The organism is Nocardia gamkensis NBRC 108242 (assembly GCF_001612985.1).
Lineage (GTDB): Bacteria > Actinomycetota > Actinomycetes > Mycobacteriales > Mycobacteriaceae > Nocardia > Nocardia gamkensis.
In genome coordinates, this window is sequence record NZ_BDBM01000021.1 from 127063 (window position 1) to 142945 (window position 15883).

The window sequence follows — 15883 nt, forward strand, 5'->3', positions numbered from 1 at the left end:
CCAGTCCTCCGCCGCGGCACGAAGGCGCGTTGCTCAGGGCAGCGCGTCGGCGAGCCGATCGACCTGATCGGCATCGCGCCCGTAGCAGTAGAACATCACCTCGTCCGCGCCCAGATCGCCGAATTCGGCGATGGTGGCGCGGATCTGCGCGGGCGTGGTGAGCATTCCGGCGACGAAGCCCTCGGCGTAATCGCTGAACGCGTAGTAGGCGCCCATCGACGCGCGGGCGTCCTCGATGACGTGATCCGGGCCGAGAGCCACGTTGACCTGGGCGACGATCCTCGGCTCACCCGAGCGGCCGTGGTCGGTCCAGGAACGGCGCACGGTGTCGAAGAGGTTGCCCGCCCAGGAGGGCGGCGCGGCGGCGAGGAATCCGCCGCCCCACCGCCCGACGCGTTCGAGCGCGGCGGGCTGGAAGCCGCCGAACAGGATCTCGGGCCCTTCCGGGCGCAGCGGCGCGGGGCCGATCGGCCCGCACTCGTCGCTGTAGGCCTCCCCCGCCCACAGGCGGCGCAGGAGCGCGAGTTGCTCGTCGAGGCGGCGGCCGCGGGTGCGCAGGTCGGTGCCCGAGGCGAGGTGGTCGTCGGCGCGGCCGCCGACGCCGAGGCCGAGCACCAGCCGTCCGCCGGTCATCCGGTCGAGCGTGGCGGCCTGCTTGGCGAGCAGCACCGGATCGCGCAGCGGCGCGAGCAGCACTTCGGTCTGCACCTTGACGCGGCTGGTCGCGCCGGCGAGCGTGGCCAGCGCGATCAGCGGTTCGGGGTTGTCGTAGACCAGCCGGTCGAGCAGGCCGAGAGTGCGGAACGGGCCCGCGTCGGCGCGCCGGGCCCAGTCGAGCAGGGCGGCGGGATCGGAAATGGGCAGGCCGAGGCCGACGTGCATGAATTCCTCCAGGGAAGCGATGCGGAATGGGACGGGTGCCGCCCGCCGACACCTCGAGGCGAGGTGGGCGTCCCACTCTGCGGCTGTACTTCTGGGGAACGCCGGATCGGTTGCATGGAACGAACAGTGTTCGTTCGCCGATCAATCTAAACGAACATCGTTCGTCCCGCAAGCTCTCCCGCTGCTCGCCGGGCGAACGGACTCCCCGCCCGGGTCGGTACGCTGGCCCGGGGCCCACGACCGCGATAAGCAGGTCTCATCGGACCGCCCCCGCAAGACACGGAAGGATCCATGTCCAACCTGATCAATCTCGAACAGGTCCACAAGAGCTTCGGGATCAAGCCGCTGCTGGACAACGTCTCGCTCGGCGTGCACGCGGGCGAACGGATCGGAGTCGTCGGCCTCAACGGCGGCGGCAAGACCACCCTGCTCGAGGTGCTCACCGGTATCGAGGAACCGGACAGCGGCCGGGTCAGCCGGCTGGGCGGCCTGCGCATCGCGGTGGTGACCCAGCGCGGCGTGCTGCCCCCGGGGGCGACGGTCGGTTCGGTGGTGCTGGCCGGGCTGGCCGACGACGCCATGACCGACGAGGTCGCCGAACACGAGTGGGCCGCCGATCCGCGCATCCGCTCGGTGATGGAAGGCATCGGCATCGCCGATCTCGGCTTGGACACCTCGGTGGACAATCTCTCCGGCGGCGAGCGCCGCCGGGTCGCGCTCGCCGCCGCGCTGGTGCGCGAACTCGACCTGCTGGTACTCGACGAGCCGACCAACCACCTGGACGTGGAGGGCGTGCAGTGGCTGGCCGCGCATCTGCTCGGCCGCCGCAGCGCGCTCGTCGTGGTGACCCACGACCGCTGGTTCCTCGACACCGTCGCCACCAACACCTGGGAAGTGGTCGGCGGCAAGGTCGAGAGCTACGAGGGCGGCTACGGCGATTGGATCTTCGCCCGCGCCGAGCGCGCCCGTCAGGCGGACGCGTCCGAGGCCCGGCGGCGCAATCTGGCCCGCAAGGAATTGGCCTGGCTGCGGCGCGGCCCGCAGGCGCGCACCTCCAAGCCGCGCTATCGGGTCGAGGCCGCCGAGGCCCTGATCGCCGACGTGCCGCCGCCGCGCGACAGCGTCTCGCTGGCGGCCTTCGCGCGGAAACGCCTCGGCCGCGTCGTCGTCGAACTGGAAGACGCCACGCTCACCACCCCGGACGGCCGGGAGCTGGTGCGGGACCTGACCTGGCGGCTGGCGCCGGGCGAGCGCGTCGGCCTGGTCGGCGTCAACGGCTCGGGCAAGACGACGTTGCTGCGCGCTCTGGCCGGAGACACCGGCACGATCTGGGCCGGGGGCAAGCGCGTCCAGGGCCAGACCGTCCAGATCGGCTGGTTGCGCCAGGAACTCGACGACCTGCCGACCGGCCTGCGGGTGCTGGAGGCGGTGCAGCAGGTCGCACAGCGAATCATGCTGGGCGACAAGGAGGTCTCCGCCGGTCAGCTGGCCGAGCGGCTCGGCTTCACCCCCGCCCGCCAGCGCACCCCGGTCGGCGACCTGTCCGGCGGCGAGCGGCGGCGCCTGCAACTGACCCGCATCCTGATGTCCGAGCCGAACGTGCTGCTGCTCGACGAGCCCACCAACGACCTGGACATCGACACCCTGCAACAGCTGGAGGACCTGCTCGACAACTGGGCGGGCACGCTGGTCGTGATCAGCCACGACCGATATCTCATCGAGCGGATCTGCGACTCGACCTGGGCGCTGTTCGGTGACGGCAGGCTCACGAACCTGCCCGGCGGCATCGAGGAGTACCTCACCAGGCGCGCGGCCCTCACGGCGAGCCGGAGCCGCGCCGCCGCGCCGGAGGCCAAGCCCGCCGACGCACCGGCCACCGACTCCGCCACCTACCGCGCGGCCCGCAAGGAACTCACCCGGCTGGAACGCGCCATCGACAAGCTCTCCGAACGCGAGCAGCGCTTGCACTGGGCGCTCGCCGACGCGGCCACCGAGCCGGACAAGCTGGTCACCTTGGGCGCGGAACTCGAGCAGGTGCTCGCGGAGAAGGAGACGGCCGAGGAGCGCTGGCTGGAACTGGCCGACGGCGTGTGAGTTCGCGGCACCCTTGCGGACCCATACCCGTAGGGGGTATCTTTCGGAGGTGGTCGAGGTACCCCCCGGCCGTATGAGAATTTGGATGCGAAGGAGTCGGACATGCCCACCACCACCTACACCGTCACGGGGATGACCTGCGGGCACTGCGTCAGCTCCGTCAAGACCGAGATCGGCAAGATCGACGGCGTGACCGGCGTGGATGTGGATCTCGCCAGCGGCGCCGTCCGCGTCGACAGCACCGCGCCGATCGCCGACGCCGACATCGTCGCCGCGGTGGACGAAGCGGGCTACGAAGTCGCCGTCTGATCCGGACCGTTCGCGTGGCTCCTCGCTCCGGCCGACGCCGGTACGGGGAGCCACTGCCTTGTGCGCAGTGCTACGCCTGGGCCGCCAGGCGGACGAAGGCGGCGGTGTCCAGGGTTTCGCCGCGGGCGGTGGGGGCGATGCCCGCGGCGAGCAGGCGGCGTTCGGCTTCGGCGGGCGAGCCCGCCCAGCCGGCGAGCGCGGCGCGGAGGGTCTTGCGGCGCTGCGCGAACGCGGCGTCGACGACCGCGAAGACGCGGCGGCGATGCTCGGCGTCCATCGGCCACGGGGGCTGGGCGTAGCGGTCGATCCGGACCAGCCCCGACTCGACTCGCGGAACCGGCCAGAACACCTGGGTGCCCACCGCCCCCGCACGCCGGACCGTCCCGAAGAAGCCCGCTTTCACACTGGGCACGCCGTAGGTGCGATTGCCGGGATCGGCGGCGAGCCGATCGGCCACTTCCGCCTGCACCATCACCAAAGCGACTGCGATGCCGGGCAATTCGGCGAGTAAATGCAGCAGCACGGGCACTGCCACGTTGTACGGGAGATTGGCCACCAGCGCGGTCGGCGCTACGGGCAGATCCGTGGCGCTGACGCGCAGCGCGTCCGCCTCGACCACCGACAACCGCGCCGCCAGATCCGGCGCCCGGTCCGCGACCGTCATCGGAAGGTGGCGCGCAAGCACGGGATCGATTTCGACCGCGACCACCGAGTCCACCACGTCCAGCAGCGCGAGGGTCAGCGAACCGAGACCGGGCCCGACCTCGAGCACCACGTCCCCGCGCCCTACCCCGGCGGCCGCGACGATCCGCCGCACCGTGTTCGCGTCGTGCACGAAGTTCTGCCCGAGTTGCTTGGTCGGCCGCACCCCCAGCCGCTCGGCGAGCACCCGCACTTCGGCGGGCCCGAGCAGCGCCGCACTTCCACGAGCGGAGATTTCAGGTTCGGACACCTCGAGAATCTATCAACCGCGCCACGAGGCCACCGGCGTCCGGTGGAGCGTCAGCTGATACCGAGCCGGCCGGTGCAGGCGGGCCACGCGCCCCAGCCCTGCCGCTGGCGGGTGATCTCGGCGATGGCGATCTGCTCTTCCCTGGTGGCCATGTCGGCGCGGGGGGCGTACCGCAGCCCGCCCTGCCGCTCCCAGGTGCCCTGGTCGAACTGCACGCCGCCGTAGTAGCCGTTGCCGGTGTTGATCGACCAGTTTCCGGTCGACTCGCAGCGGGCCAGCGCGTCCCAGATCGCGCCGTCGCGCACCGGCGGCACCTCGGTGCCCGGCTTGGCGCCCTTGCGGACGGTCTTCGGCTGCGCCGCCACGGTCACCGTGGAACCGACCGCCTGACGGTCCACTTCCTGGCCGTTGACCATGGTGACCGCGAACGTGACGTCCTGGACGCCGGGAGCGCCGGGGGACTCGACCACCGTGCGGCTCATGTTCATGGTCGGGTCTTCGATGACGTTCTCCGGCGGGTCCAGCGGCAGCGTCTCGGTGTGCTGTTCGACCCGCTTGCGCGTCACGGTGACGCGCAAGCCGTTCGTCACCGGAGTGGACGCGGCCGGTTCGACGGAATCCTGCTCGATCAGCGGGATGCCCGCCACCTCGAGGAATTTGCCGACGGTGGGGGCGGCGGCGCGAACGTCCACCGGGTTACCGATGCCGTCGACCAGCGAGACCACGCGCGGGGTCGCGATCATGAGCGTGGCGCCCTGCAACGGGAGCCGCTCGTCGCGGGCGGGCGAGACGTACACCTCTTTCGAGATCTTCAACTGCTCGAGCGCCTCCCCCGCGGTCACGCCGGTGGTCCAGACCCGCTGCGTCATCCCGTCGACGGACAGATCCACCTCGCGGGCGCGGTTGAGCGTGATGGTCGCGCCGTCGCCGATGTGCGCGGCCAGGGCGGGCGCCACCTTGTCCCGATCGGTCACGGCGAAGCCCGCGGCCTTCAGCACACCGCGCACGTCGCGCGACATGGTGGTCTGGAAGAGCTTCTCGCCGTCCACGACGACGGTCACCGTCTTGCGATTCATGATCGCGAGGCCGGCGCCGATGATCAGCGTCAGCAGCAGCGCGCCGACCGCGATGTGCAGCAGTGGCGAACGCGACTGGTTGATCCGCGTGAAGGGGGACATGGTCACAGCACGATAACGAGGGGCGCGAGCCCGGACAACAGCAAGCTCAGGAACAGCGCCTTTTCAATATCACGATCAAATATCGACCCCGCAGGTAAATCACGAAACGGAACATCGAAAGTGACATAGGACACATTTCGCATACACCGATGCATTCCGGGCATCCGTGAGCGCCCGCGGGTCTGCGGGCACGGCGCTCAGAGCCGGTAGACGCGCCGCGCGTTGTCCGTGGTGATCTTCGCCAGTTCCAGGGGATCCTGGCCACGCACTTCGGCCAGCGCCCGCACGGTGTACGGCAGGCAATACGGCTCGTTCGGCGCTCCGCGGAACGGATGCGGGGTCAGATACGGCGCGTCCGTCTCGACCAGGATCTGGTCGTCGGGCACCACCTTGGCCGCTTCCCGCAATTCGTGCGCGTTCTTGAAGCTCACCGTCCCCGAGAAGCTGAGGATGTAGCCCTCGGCCACGCAGGACAGCGCCATGTTCGTGTCCGAGGAGAAGCAGTGGAAGATCACCCGGTCCGGCGGGCCCTCGTCCAGCAGCACGGTCAGCAGGTCGTGATCGGCCTCACGGTTGTGGATCATGAGCGGCTTGCGGACCCGCTTGGCCAGGTCGATGTGCCAGCGGAAACCGTCGATCTGCGTCTCGATGTCGGCGCAGCCGTCCAGCTTGCCCGGCCAGTAGTAATCGAGACCGGTCTCGCCGACGGCGACCACCCGCGGGTCGTCGGCCAAGCGCTCCAGCTCGGCCTTGGCGTCGTCGTCGAGTGCGTTCGCCCTGGTCGGATGCAGCGCGACGGCGGCGTACACGCGATCGTCCCAGTGCGCGGCCCGCACCGCCCACTGCGCGGCGGCCAGGTCGTCGGCGACGGTGACCACGCGGCCGACGCCGACCGAGGCGGCGCGGTCGACGATCGCGGTGGTGGACGCCGCGTCGGTCGCTCCGCAGGCGTCCAGGTGGGTGTGCGCGTCCACGATCGGCGCCAGCGGCTCGGGCAGCTCCGGCGCGGGACGTGCTGCGCTCATCGGCGGCCACCGCGCGGCGCGGACGCGGGGACCCGCGCGTCGGCGCAGGGCATATTCACGCGAGCGAAAGAATGCACGCGCATTACAGTAGACACACCATGAGCGAAGCTGACCGCCCCGCCTTCTACATCACCACGGCCATCGCCTACCCGAACGGCGCGCCGCACATCGGGCACGCGTACGAGTACATCTCGGCCGACGCCATCGCCCGCTTCAAGCGCCTCGACGGTTACGACGTGTTCTTCATGACCGGCACCGACGAGCACGGCCAGAAGATGCAGCAGGCAGCGGCCGTCGAGGGCCTCCCGGTGGAAGAGCTCGCGGCGCGCAACTCCGACGTGTTCGAGGCGATGGACAAGACGCTCGACATCTCCTTCGACCGGTTCATCCGCACCACCGACGACGATCACCAGGTGGCCAGCGCGGCCATCTGGGAGCGGATGCTGGCCAACGGCGACATCTACCTGGGCAACTACTCGGGCTGGTACTCGGTGCGCGACGAGGCGTTCTACACCGACGAGGAGACCACGGTGCTGGACGACGGCACCCGCATCTCGACCGAGTCCAAGACGCCGGTCACCTGGACCGAGGAGTCGAACTACTTCTTCCGGCTGTCGGCCTACCAGGACAAGCTGCTGGCGCTCTACGAGGAGCACCCGGAATTCATCGCGCCCGCCACCCGGCGCAACGAGATCGTCAGCTACGTCAAGGCCGGTCTGAAGGACCTCTCCATCTCACGCACCACCTTCGACTGGGGTGTGCCGGTGCCCGGCCACCCCGACCACGTCATGTACGTATGGGTGGACGCGCTGACGAACTACATCACCGGCGTCGGATTCCCCGACACCTCCTCCGCCGCCTTCGGCAAGTTCTGGCCCGCCGATGTGCACATCATCGGCAAGGACATCACGCGGTTCCACACGGTGTACTGGCCCGCGTTCCTGATGTCGGCCGGTATCGAGCTGCCCAAACGCGTGTTCGTGCACGGGTTCCTGTACAACAAGGGCGAGAAGATGTCCAAGTCGGTCGGCAACGTGGTCGACCCGCTGGAACTGGTCGAGAACTACGGCTTGGACGCGGTGCGCTTCTTCCTGTTGCGCGAGATCTCCTACGGCCAGGACGGCAGCTACAGCCACGAGGCCATCGTGGGCCGGATCAACAGCGACCTCGCCAACGAGTTCGGCAATCTGGTGCAGCGCAGCACCAAGCTGGTCGCACGGGACTGCGGCGGTGTGGTGCCCACCCCCGGCGAGTTCACCGATGACGACCGCGCGCTGCTGGATCTGGCGGGCGGTCTGCTGGAGCGCTGCCGGGCCGAGTTCGACGCGCAGCAGATGCATCTCGCGCTGGAGGCGATCTGGCTGACCCTGGGCGAGACCAACCGGTACTTCTCCGCGCAGGCGCCGTGGGCGCTGGCGAAGTCCGGTACGCCGGAGGATCTCGCCCGCGAGGCCACCGTGTTGTACGTGACGCTGGAAGTGCTGCGCATCGTCGCGATCCTGGTGCAGCCGGTACTGCCGGGGTCGGCGAGCCGCATCCTCGACCAACTGGGGCAACAGAGCCGGACGTTCGCCGATATCGCGACCCCGATCGAGCCCGGGCTGACGCTGCCCGCGCCGGAACCGGTGTTCCCCAAGTACGTCGAACCGAAGGACTGATCGCCGCGGCCCAGCGTCGCGGCGGGCCGGAACGATAAGGCGCACAACACTTTCGCCCTGTTGCGCGGCAGCATGCCCACGGGTGGATCCACCTGCCTTCCCACCGTGGAATGCGTTGTCGGATAATGAAACACCGGTTCGCGGCCTGGCGACACCCCGGACCGTGTGCGATCGGTACGACGACGTTCCGTTCGGGATCGGTTCCGGCACAGAGAGGGCACACATGGGCCAGCAGCACGCGACGGCATCCGTTCACCGGTCCGGTTTCGCCGAGCGGCATCGGGCGGCACGCGAGGCCGTGCTCACGTCGCAACGCGGCAGGCTGGTCGAGGCGATGGTGGAATCCGTGGACAGCAAGGGCTACCCGGCCACCACGCTCACCGACATCGTTGCCAGAGCCAGGGTTTCGCGCACCACCTTCTACGACCATTTCGCCAACAAAGAGGAGTGCTTCGCCGAGGCGGTGCACACCGGGGTCGACATCATGGCGACCCGGATCGCGGACGAACTCGCCCAGTTGCCGCCGGACGCCGACGCCTACGCGAAGATCGAATCCATCGTGGTCACCTTCTGCCGGACCGTCGCCACCGAGCCGGATTTCGCCCGGCTGGTGCTGGTGGAGTCGTTCAAGGTGAACCAGGACGCCGTGGGCTACCGCGACCTGGCCGTCGACCGGTTCGCCCAGCTGTATCGGGTGTTCTACGACCAGGCGCGCGCGGCGGACCCGGCGCTGCCGGAACTCTCCGACGGGCTGATCGCCCTGATCCCGGACGCGATCGGCGAACGGACACGGCGGGTGATCGTCTCCGACGGACCCGCGCGGGTGCCGGATCTGGCGCCGCTGTTCGTCGAGTTCGTCATGACCGCCCTGGGGCTGGCGGTTCCGTCCTGAATACCGCGACTGCCGTGCGGGCCTTTCACCCTGCGCGGCCGGTACCCCACCCCGTACCGGCCGCGGGTCTCACTTCCAGCGGCCGAGCAAGGTCTCGATCTCCTTGGTCAGCACGGCCTGCAAGAACGGGCCGAAGGTGATCCGTGCGACGCCCTGATCGGCGAGGGCGGCCTTGTCGGCCTGATCCGGCGCGACGGTGGCGCTGATCGGCAGCGGCAGTTCACCGGTCAGACGGCGCATGTCGGCCTCGGCGTGGCGGCCCACCGGGAACAGCACATCCGCGCCCGCCTCGGCGGCCAGCTTCAGTCGCTCGATGGCGCGGTCGACGCGATCGGAAGCCTCGCCGTCCTGACGCAGGAACAGATCGGTGCGCGCGTTGATCACCAGGTGCACACCCGCCGCGTCGGCGGCCTCGCGCAGGCCGTGCACGAGGTCGGCGTGCTCCTTCGCCGCGCGCAGCCGCTTGCCCTCGCTGTGCACCGTGTCCTCGATGTTGAGCCCGATCGCACCCGCTTCCAGCAGCCCGTCGACCAGCCGGGCGGGCTCCTGCCCGTATCCCGACTCGATGTCGACCGACACCGGAACGTCCACCGCCGCCGTGATCTGCCGTACCCGGGTCATCGACTCGTCGAACGTCATCTTCTCCCCGTCCTCGCGGCCGATCGAGTCGGCCAGCGGGTGACTGCCGACCGTCAAGGCCGGAAAGCCCGCCGCCACGGCGACTTTCGCGGACCAGGCATCCCACACCGTGGGGAAGACTCCGGGGTCCCCCGGCACGTGCAATCCGAGGAACGTCGTGGCCTTGCTCTCCAGAGAAGTCATACCGATGATCATGCCCGCCGCACCACCTCGGGTCGACTACCCGCGGCGGAGCGAAACCTCACAGGGACGCAGTCGGCCTACGAGGTGCGGCGCGCGGTGAGAACCGCGTCGTAGAGCTCGCGACGGGAAACGGCGTGGACGGCGGCGACCTCCGCGCAGGCATCCTTGAGGCGCGCGCCCGCGGCGGTCAGCGATTCGACGGCGTCGACCAGGTCCGCGGGGTCGGCGGCGGAAGGCCGGGCGCCCGCCAGCACCACCGTGATCTCGCCGCGCGCGCCGTCGACGGCCCACTGGGCGAGTTCGGCAAGGGTGCCGCGCACCACTTCCTCGTAGGTCTTGGTCAGCTCCCGGCAGACGGCGGCGCGGCGGTCCGGACCGAGGATCTCGACCGCGTCGGCCAGGCAGTCGGCGAGCCGGTGCGGCGCCTCGAAGAAGACGCAGGCACGTGACTCGGCGGCCAGCGTGCGCAACCATTCCCGGCGCTGGCCGGATTTACGCGGCGGGAATCCGTCGAAGCAGAACCGTTCCACCGGCAGGGCCGACAACGCGAGCGCCGTGGTCACCGCCGAGGGGCCGGGCAGGCAGGTCACCGGCAGGTCGCGCTCGACGCACGCCGCCACCATGCGGTAGCCGGGATCGCTCACCGACGGCATGCCCGCGTCGGTGACCAGCAGCACCGTGCGCCCGTCGGCGATCTCGTCGAGCAGCATCGGGATCCGCGCGGTCTCGACGTGGTCGTAGAAACTCACCACCCGGCCGGAGATCTCGACGCCCAGCGCCTTGGCCAGCGACCTGGTGCGCCGGGTGTCCTCGGCGGCCACCACGTCGGCGGTCGCCAGTCCCTCACGCAGGCGCTGCGAGGCATCCCCGATGTCGCCCATCGGTGTCGCCGCGAGCACCAGCCTGCCAGTCGTCACTGTCGCTGTTCCGCCTCTCCGAGTAGTCGGGCCGTCCGAGTCGGGTGTCGAAGGATTCGCGAGTTACCCGTGTGCTGACGAAATCGGTTCGTAGCGTATTCCGGTCTCGGCGAAACCACCCAACGCGTACGGCCTGAATACTCGGAGAGGCGGCACAGCATACGATCGGGGCGTGACCCAGGTGACCGACCAGCGCGCGACCGCACGGTTCGGAACCGTGCCCTCCTGGTCGAGCCCGGGCCCGCTGCGGCCGCCGCCCGACTTCGGGCCCGACGACCGCCTGCGCGGCTGGCTGGTGACGGCGTTCCTCACCGCGATCGCGGCGGTGACCCGCTTCACGATGCTCAACTACCCGACCGACGCCGGCACCCCGGTGTTCGACGAGAAGCACTACGCCCCGCAGGCCTGGCAGATGCTCACCGGCGGCTGGGTGGAGGACAACCCCGGCTACGGGCTGGTGGTGCATCCTCCGGTCGGCAAGCAGTTCATCGCGATCGGCGAGGCGATATTCGGCTACAACGGCTGGGGCTGGCGCTTCACCGCCGCGCTGGCCGGAACCGTGCTGGTGCTGCTGGTGATCCGGATCGTGCGCCGGATGGCGCGCTCCACCCTGATCGGCGCGATCGCGGGCATCCTGCTGATCGCCGACGGCCTCACCTTCGTGTCCTCGCGCATCGGCATGCTCGACATCTTCATGGGGTTGTTCGTCACCGCCGCCTTCGGTTGCCTGATCGTCGACCGCGACGAGGTCCGCGCCCGGTTCGCCCGCGCGGACGCCGACGGCCGGATCGGCGTGACGGACTGGGGGCCGCGCCTCGGGGTGCGCTGGTGGCGCTTCGGCGCGGGCGTGCTGCTCGGCCTGGCCTGCGGAACCAAATGGTCCGGTGTCTACTTCATCGCCGCCTTCGGCCTGCTGAGCGTCTACTACGATCTCGCGGCGCGGCGCGACTACGGCGTGCGCCGCCCCTGGCTCGGCGTCGCGCTGCGCGATATCGGGCCCGCGCTCTACGCGCTGGTCCTCGTGCCCCTGGGCGTCTATCTGGCCGGCTATTGGGCCTGGTTCGCGAGCGAGACGGGCGTGTACCGGTACATGCCGGGCAATCCGTCCGCACCGACCGACCCGATCGGCACCGGCGGATTCTGGTCGCATGTGGTGCCGGGCGCGCTTCGTTCGCTCTGGTACTTCAACGCCAGGTCGCTGGAATTCCACACGGAGCTGACCAACTCGGCGGGCAACCATCACCCGTGGGAATCCAAACCATGGACCTGGCCCATGGGCCTGCGCCCGATGCTGTACTACTACGCCGACAGCGGCGTCAGCGGTTGCGGCCAGACCCAGTGCGTGAAGGCCGTGATGCTGATCGGGACGCCCGCGATCTGGTGGGTCGCGGGTCCGGTACTGGCCTGGATGCTGTGGCGCGCCGTAACCCGTCGCGACTGGCGCTACGGCGCCGTGCTGGTCGGCTACGGCGCCGCGCTGCTGCCCTGGTTCGCCACGCTCGACCGGCAGATGTACTACTTCTACGCCGTCCCGATGGCCCCGTTCCTGGTGATGGGCGTGGCGCTGGCGCTCGGCGACGTGCTCGGCCCGGCGCACCCGAGCACCATTCCGCGCAGTCCCGCCGGGACCTACCTACCCGCCCCGCCGAACGAACGGCGCAGCCTCGGACTGCTCGCGGTCTGTCTCTACCTGGGCCTGGTGATCGCCAACTTCATCTGGCTCTGGCCGATTCTCACCGCTCTCCCGATCACCCCGGGCAACTGGCACGACCATCTCTGGCTGCCCAGCTGGAAGTGAGGGGTTACCCCTCCAAGGCCGCCTGCACGTAGTGCAGGGCGGTGGCGTCGTCCAATCCCAATCTGCGCACTGTCGCGACGTAGGCGGTGGCCGCGCGGCCCGCGACGTCGCGGGTGGGGTCGCCGGACGACGCGATGAACGAGCCTTGCCTGCCCCGGGTTTCGACCACGCCGTCGGCCTCCAGCTCACGGTAGGCGCGCGCCACCGTGTTGGGCGCGAGGCCGAGCTGGGCGGCCAGGGCGCGGACGGTCGGGATCTTGGTTCCGGCCGTCAGCTCGCCGGAGCGCACCTGGGCGATGACGGCGAGGCGTAGCTGCTCGTAGGGCGGCACAGCGGATTCGTGGGAGACCGTGACGGTGAACATGCCCGCGCTCACAAGTCGTCTCGGGACAGCGGGCACGACAGGCAGCGTGGTCCGCCGCGGCCGGAGCCCAATTCGGAGCCGGGGATGCGCAGCACCTCGATGCCCGCGTCCTCCAGTCTGGCGTTGGTCATCTCGTTGCGCTCGTAGGCGACCACCACGCCGGGAGCGAGGGCGAGGGTGTTGTTGCCGTCGTCCCACTGCTCGCGTTCGGCGGTGACGCCGTCCAGCCCCGTATCGATCACCCGCAGCTTGCCGATGCCCATGGCCTCGGCGGCCGCGGGCAGGAACGGGTCCGGGCCGCTGATCCCGACCCGGCCGCTGCCGGACCGTCCGCCGTAATCGTCCTCCTTGCGAATCGTGAAGGCGCACAGCGACTCCCGCACCGCGGGATACATCACGACGGCGTCCGCGTCGACCATGGTGCACACCGTGTCCAGGTGCATGGTCGCGCGGGTCTGCACGATCGGCACCACGAGAACGGTGTGCGCGAGGTCGTCGTCGAACAAGCTGCGCGCCAACGCTTCCGCACCCGCGGGCGAGGTGCGCTCCCCGACGCCCACCGCGACCACCCCCTCCGACAGAAGCAGCACGTCGCCCCCTTCGATCGGGGCGGTGTGCGATTCGTAGGCGCGGCGCACCCCGAGAAACCGGGGATGGAAAGCGTAGATGAGGTCGGTCAGCGAGGTTTCCCTGCCGCGGGCGGGCAGCGCGAGCGAGGTGATCGCGACACGCGGACCGACCCAGAACGAGGAGTCCCTGGTGAACAGCAGATTGGGTAGCGGATCGATGACGAAGTCGCCGCCGTGGTGCATGCGGCGCACCAGCGAGGTGGCATCGGGCCCGAAGGGCAACTCGTCGAAGGTCATTCCGGCCACCAGGATCTCGGCCAGTTCCGTGGCGGGCACACCGCGCAGGAAGGCGGCCAGCTCGTCGGCCAGCGTGTGCCCGAGCCTGCGCGCGTCGACCGCGGCGGCGATGCCCTGGATGCGGGCGGCGCCGCTGACCTCGATGGTTTCGGCGAGCAGGTCCGACAACAGCAGCACCTCGGTGCCGCGGCCGCGCAGGACCCCGGCGAAGGCGTCGTGCTCCTGCTGCGCGCGCTCCACCCAGGGGATGCCGTCGAACAGCAGCTGATCGTTGTTGCGCGGGGTGAGCCTGCGCAGCTCGTTGCCCGGCCGGTGCAGCAGCACCGTACGCAGCGTGCCGACTTCGGACGTCACGGCCAGGCGCGCACCCTCCCGCGCGGATACAGCATCTGCTCCCATGATCAGACCGTAGTGCGCCGAGGCCCGGAGAGCACGGAATTCCCGGCTTCGGATGCCGATCGCCCACGATCACCGAATCCGGTCCCGGCACCTCCGTACCTCAAGTATTGTTGAGGTGATTGGGAGGAGCGTGCATGTCGACAGCAGCCGATTGGCGGGCGAAGGAGCTGACCCCCGGGCAGCTTTCCGAGCGTAGTGGAGTCGCGGTCTCCGCGTTGCACTTCTACGAACGCGAGGGGCTCATCACGAGTAGACGTACCAGCGGCAATCAGCGCAGATATGCCCGCGAGACCTTGCGCCGCGTGGCGTTCATCCGCATCTCCCAGCGCGTCGGCATACCGCTGAGCGAGATCCGGGCCGCACTCGATCAGCTCCCCGAGGGCCGCACCCCCACCCGGCGCGACTGGGAGGCTTTGTCCACCGTCTGGCGCGCCGATCTCGACGACCGGATCACTCAGCTGATCCGCCTGCGCGACAGCCTCACCGGCTGCATCGGCTGCGGCTGCCTGTCGCTGGGCAGCTGCCGCCTGGTCAACGAGCACGACCGGCTCGGCGCAGAGGGTCCGGGCGCCCGCGTGCTCGACGTACAGCTCAACTGCCCGTCGAAGCCAGCAGCCTGCTGAAACGCGCACTGGTGCGGCGCATCACGAACTCGTAGGGGAACGCGAATTTGCGTGCCCACCAATATCCGAAGCGGATGTCGAACGAGCTGTAGACCAGGAATCGATTGCGTTCGATGCCGCGCAGGATCGCCGCGGCCACCCGTTCCGGCGGCACCGCGTGCTCGGCGAAAGCCGCGGTGAGCCGCTTGATCTTCGGGTCCTCCTTGTTCACCCCGGCCAGCTCGACGCTCTGCACCAGCGGCGTGTTCACCGCGCCCGGCGCCACCAAGTGCACCGTGATGCCGTGTTGCGCCAGATCGAAACGCAGCACCTCCGACACGCCGCGAATACCGTATTTACCCGCGCTGTAGGCCGCGTGCCATGGCAGCGCGAGCAGCCCCGCCGCCGAGGACACGTTGACCAGCGCACCGCCCTTGCCCGCGCGCACCATGGGCGGCACGAAGGTCTCGATGACGTGGATCGGGCCCATCAGGTTGACCTCCACCATGCGCCGCCAGTGCTTGTGCTCCAGGTTCTCTACCGTCCCCCACACCGAGGTGCCCGCGATGTTCATGACGACGTCCAGACTGCCGAGTTCGGCGTGCACCCGGTCGGCGAAGGCGCGCACCGCGTCGTAGTCGGTGATGTCCAGCGCTTCCGCCAGGGCGACGCGACCGCCCGCGGCGCGGATGTCGGTCGCCGTGGCGTCCAGGCCCTCGGCATTGATGTCGGTGAGCACCAGCTCGGCGCCGTCCGCGGCGGCGGCCAGCGCGGTGGCCCGGCCGATGCCGCTCGCCGCACCCGTGACCAGAACCTTCGCATCGCGCACCGTCGTTCGCCCCGCTCGCCTACGACCTCTACCCAGCACCGCGCATCCCATCTCGAATCGCCGAATCGGTTCTCCGCAGGGTAGTCCAGTGGGCTGTCGCCGACCGGGACGCCGCTATCGCCCCAGGACCGCGAGCATGCCCGCGACGGCTCGCGGCCAAGTGAACTGCTCGGCGCGGCTGCGGGCGGCGCGGCGGCGACCGGCCTGCGGCATGGCCAGCACGTCGCTGACCGCCGCCGCGAACGCGGAGGGATGGTCGGCGGCCACCGCGCCGCAGTCGGCGGTCACGATGTCGG

Annotated in this window: 16 protein-coding genes and 1 pseudogene; 6 read left to right on the forward strand and 11 right to left on the reverse strand. The window is 69.9% G+C overall.

The genetic code is table 11. The annotated features are described in order from the left end of the window. Positions 1-33: 33 nt before the first annotated feature. Complete coding sequence (locus NG1_RS19035; RefSeq protein WP_062972618.1) at positions 34-882, reverse strand: LLM class flavin-dependent oxidoreductase; 849 nt, start codon at positions 880-882, stop codon at positions 34-36. Positions 883-1173: 291 nt separating this feature from the next. On the opposite strand from NG1_RS19035, the gene NG1_RS19040 reads away from it, so the two are divergent. Next, positions 1174-2976 carry an ABC-F family ATP-binding cassette domain-containing protein gene (locus NG1_RS19040; RefSeq protein WP_062972620.1) on the forward strand — a complete coding sequence of 601 codons (1803 nt, stop codon included), beginning with the start codon at positions 1174-1176 and terminating at the stop codon, positions 2974-2976. A gap of 102 nt (positions 2977-3078) precedes the next feature. Further along, on the forward strand, positions 3079-3285 hold the full coding sequence (locus NG1_RS19045) for a heavy-metal-associated domain-containing protein (protein ID WP_062972683.1): 207 nt from the start codon (positions 3079-3081) through the stop codon (positions 3283-3285). 70 nt (positions 3286-3355) lie between these two features. On the opposite strand, the gene rsmA is transcribed toward NG1_RS19045, so the two are convergent. The 4 genes from rsmA to NG1_RS19060 all read right to left on the reverse strand — a co-directional run bounded on the left by rsmA (position 3356) and on the right by NG1_RS19060 (position 6440). Continuing rightward, positions 3356-4237, reverse strand: a complete 882-nt coding sequence (gene rsmA / locus NG1_RS19050) for a 16S rRNA (adenine(1518)-N(6)/adenine(1519)-N(6))-dimethyltransferase RsmA (protein WP_062972622.1) — start codon at positions 4235-4237, stop codon at positions 3356-3358. 50 nt (positions 4238-4287) lie between these two features. After that, entirely contained in the window at positions 4288-5415 is a 1128-nt protein-coding gene (locus NG1_RS38855; protein ID WP_062972624.1) for a resuscitation-promoting factor, read from the reverse strand. Between the two features lie 2 nt (positions 5416-5417). Next, the gene (locus NG1_RS38860) at positions 5418-5549 is read right to left on the reverse strand and encodes a hypothetical protein (protein ID WP_281218238.1); all 132 of its coding nucleotides are present in this window, start codon (positions 5547-5549) and stop codon (positions 5418-5420) included. A gap of 63 nt (positions 5550-5612) precedes the next feature. After that, complete coding sequence (locus tag NG1_RS19060) at positions 5613-6440, reverse strand: TatD family hydrolase (RefSeq protein WP_062972626.1); 828 nt, start codon at positions 6438-6440, stop codon at positions 5613-5615. Positions 6441-6511: 71 nt separating this feature from the next. Between NG1_RS19060 and metG the strand changes: the two genes are divergently transcribed. Next, on the forward strand, positions 6512-8098 hold the full coding sequence (metG, locus tag NG1_RS19065; RefSeq protein ID WP_281218239.1) for a methionine--tRNA ligase: 1587 nt from the start codon (positions 6512-6514) through the stop codon (positions 8096-8098). 223 nt (positions 8099-8321) lie between these two features. Further along, a complete protein-coding gene (locus tag NG1_RS19070) occupies positions 8322-8990 on the forward strand; it encodes a TetR/AcrR family transcriptional regulator (protein ID WP_062972630.1) in 669 nt (222 codons plus the stop codon). 69 nt (positions 8991-9059) lie between these two features. Here the strand turns inward: NG1_RS19070 and NG1_RS19075 are convergent, their stop codons facing one another. Next, positions 9060-9812, reverse strand: coding sequence for an isocitrate lyase/PEP mutase family protein (locus tag NG1_RS19075; RefSeq protein WP_062972685.1), 753 nt, complete (start codon positions 9810-9812; stop codon positions 9060-9062). A 77-nt stretch (positions 9813-9889) separates the two neighbouring features. Continuing rightward, complete coding sequence (rsmI, locus tag NG1_RS19080; protein WP_281218240.1) at positions 9890-10729, reverse strand: 16S rRNA (cytidine(1402)-2'-O)-methyltransferase; 840 nt, start codon at positions 10727-10729, stop codon at positions 9890-9892. A 172-nt stretch (positions 10730-10901) separates the two neighbouring features. Between rsmI and NG1_RS19085 the strand changes: the two genes are divergently transcribed. Further along, complete coding sequence (locus NG1_RS19085) at positions 10902-12527, forward strand: dolichyl-phosphate-mannose--protein mannosyltransferase (protein ID WP_084499025.1); 1626 nt, start codon at positions 10902-10904, stop codon at positions 12525-12527. A gap of 4 nt (positions 12528-12531) precedes the next feature. Here NG1_RS19085 and NG1_RS19090 read toward each other — a convergent pair whose 3' ends face one another. After that, positions 12532-12891, reverse strand: coding sequence for a GntR family transcriptional regulator (locus tag NG1_RS19090; RefSeq protein ID WP_062972691.1), 360 nt, complete (start codon positions 12889-12891; stop codon positions 12532-12534). Positions 12892-12899: 8 nt separating this feature from the next. Further along, a complete protein-coding gene (gene arcA / locus NG1_RS19095; protein WP_062972632.1) occupies positions 12900-14156 on the reverse strand; it encodes an arginine deiminase in 1257 nt (418 codons plus the stop codon). Positions 14157-14290: 134 nt separating this feature from the next. Between arcA and soxR the strand changes: the two genes are divergently transcribed. Next, entirely contained in the window at positions 14291-14779 is a 489-nt protein-coding gene (gene soxR, locus NG1_RS19100) for a redox-sensitive transcriptional activator SoxR (RefSeq protein WP_040869825.1), read from the forward strand. Here soxR and NG1_RS19105 read toward each other — a convergent pair. Together NG1_RS19105 and NG1_RS37505 are read right to left on the reverse strand one after the other, a co-directional pair. Beyond that, positions 14748-15638: an SDR family oxidoreductase gene (locus NG1_RS19105; protein WP_084499026.1), complete on the reverse strand. Its 891-nt coding sequence runs from the start codon at positions 15636-15638 to the stop codon at positions 14748-14750. The two genes, soxR and NG1_RS19105, sit on opposite strands and share 32 nt — an antisense overlap. 63 nt (positions 15639-15701) lie before the next feature. After that, a pseudogene (locus tag NG1_RS37505) lies at positions 15702-15883 on the reverse strand (alpha-(1-2)-phosphatidylinositol mannosyltransferase); the annotation flags it as partial.

Bases quoted from the DNA above. Each gene is read 5' to 3' on its own strand.
- NG1_RS19105 (WP_084499026.1), bottom strand. From the start codon at position 15,638: ATGGGATGCGCGGTGCTGGGTAGAGGTCGTAGGCGAGCGGGGCGAACG.
- NG1_RS19040 (WP_062972620.1), top strand. From the start codon at position 1,174: ATGTCCAACCTGATCAATCTCGAACAGGTCCACAAGAGCTTCGGGATC.
- NG1_RS19035 (WP_062972618.1), bottom strand. From the start codon at position 882: ATGCACGTCGGCCTCGGCCTGCCCATTTCCGATCCCGCCGCCCTGCTC.
- NG1_RS19070 (WP_062972630.1), top strand. From the start codon at position 8,322: ATGGGCCAGCAGCACGCGACGGCATCCGTTCACCGGTCCGGTTTCGCC.
- NG1_RS19045 (WP_062972683.1), top strand. From the start codon at position 3,079: ATGCCCACCACCACCTACACCGTCACGGGGATGACCTGCGGGCACTGC.
- NG1_RS19060 (WP_062972626.1), bottom strand. From the start codon at position 6,440: ATGAGCGCAGCACGTCCCGCGCCGGAGCTGCCCGAGCCGCTGGCGCCG.
- arcA (WP_062972632.1), bottom strand. From the start codon at position 14,156: ATGGGAGCAGATGCTGTATCCGCGCGGGAGGGTGCGCGCCTGGCCGTG.
- metG (WP_281218239.1), top strand. From the start codon at position 6,512: ATGCACGCGCATTACAGTAGACACACCATGAGCGAAGCTGACCGCCCC.
- NG1_RS19075 (WP_062972685.1), bottom strand. From the start codon at position 9,812: ATGACTTCTCTGGAGAGCAAGGCCACGACGTTCCTCGGATTGCACGTG.
- soxR (WP_040869825.1), top strand. From the start codon at position 14,291: ATGTCGACAGCAGCCGATTGGCGGGCGAAGGAGCTGACCCCCGGGCAG.
- NG1_RS38855 (WP_062972624.1), bottom strand. From the start codon at position 5,415: ATGTCCCCCTTCACGCGGATCAACCAGTCGCGTTCGCCACTGCTGCAC.
- NG1_RS19090 (WP_062972691.1), bottom strand. From the start codon at position 12,891: ATGTTCACCGTCACGGTCTCCCACGAATCCGCTGTGCCGCCCTACGAG.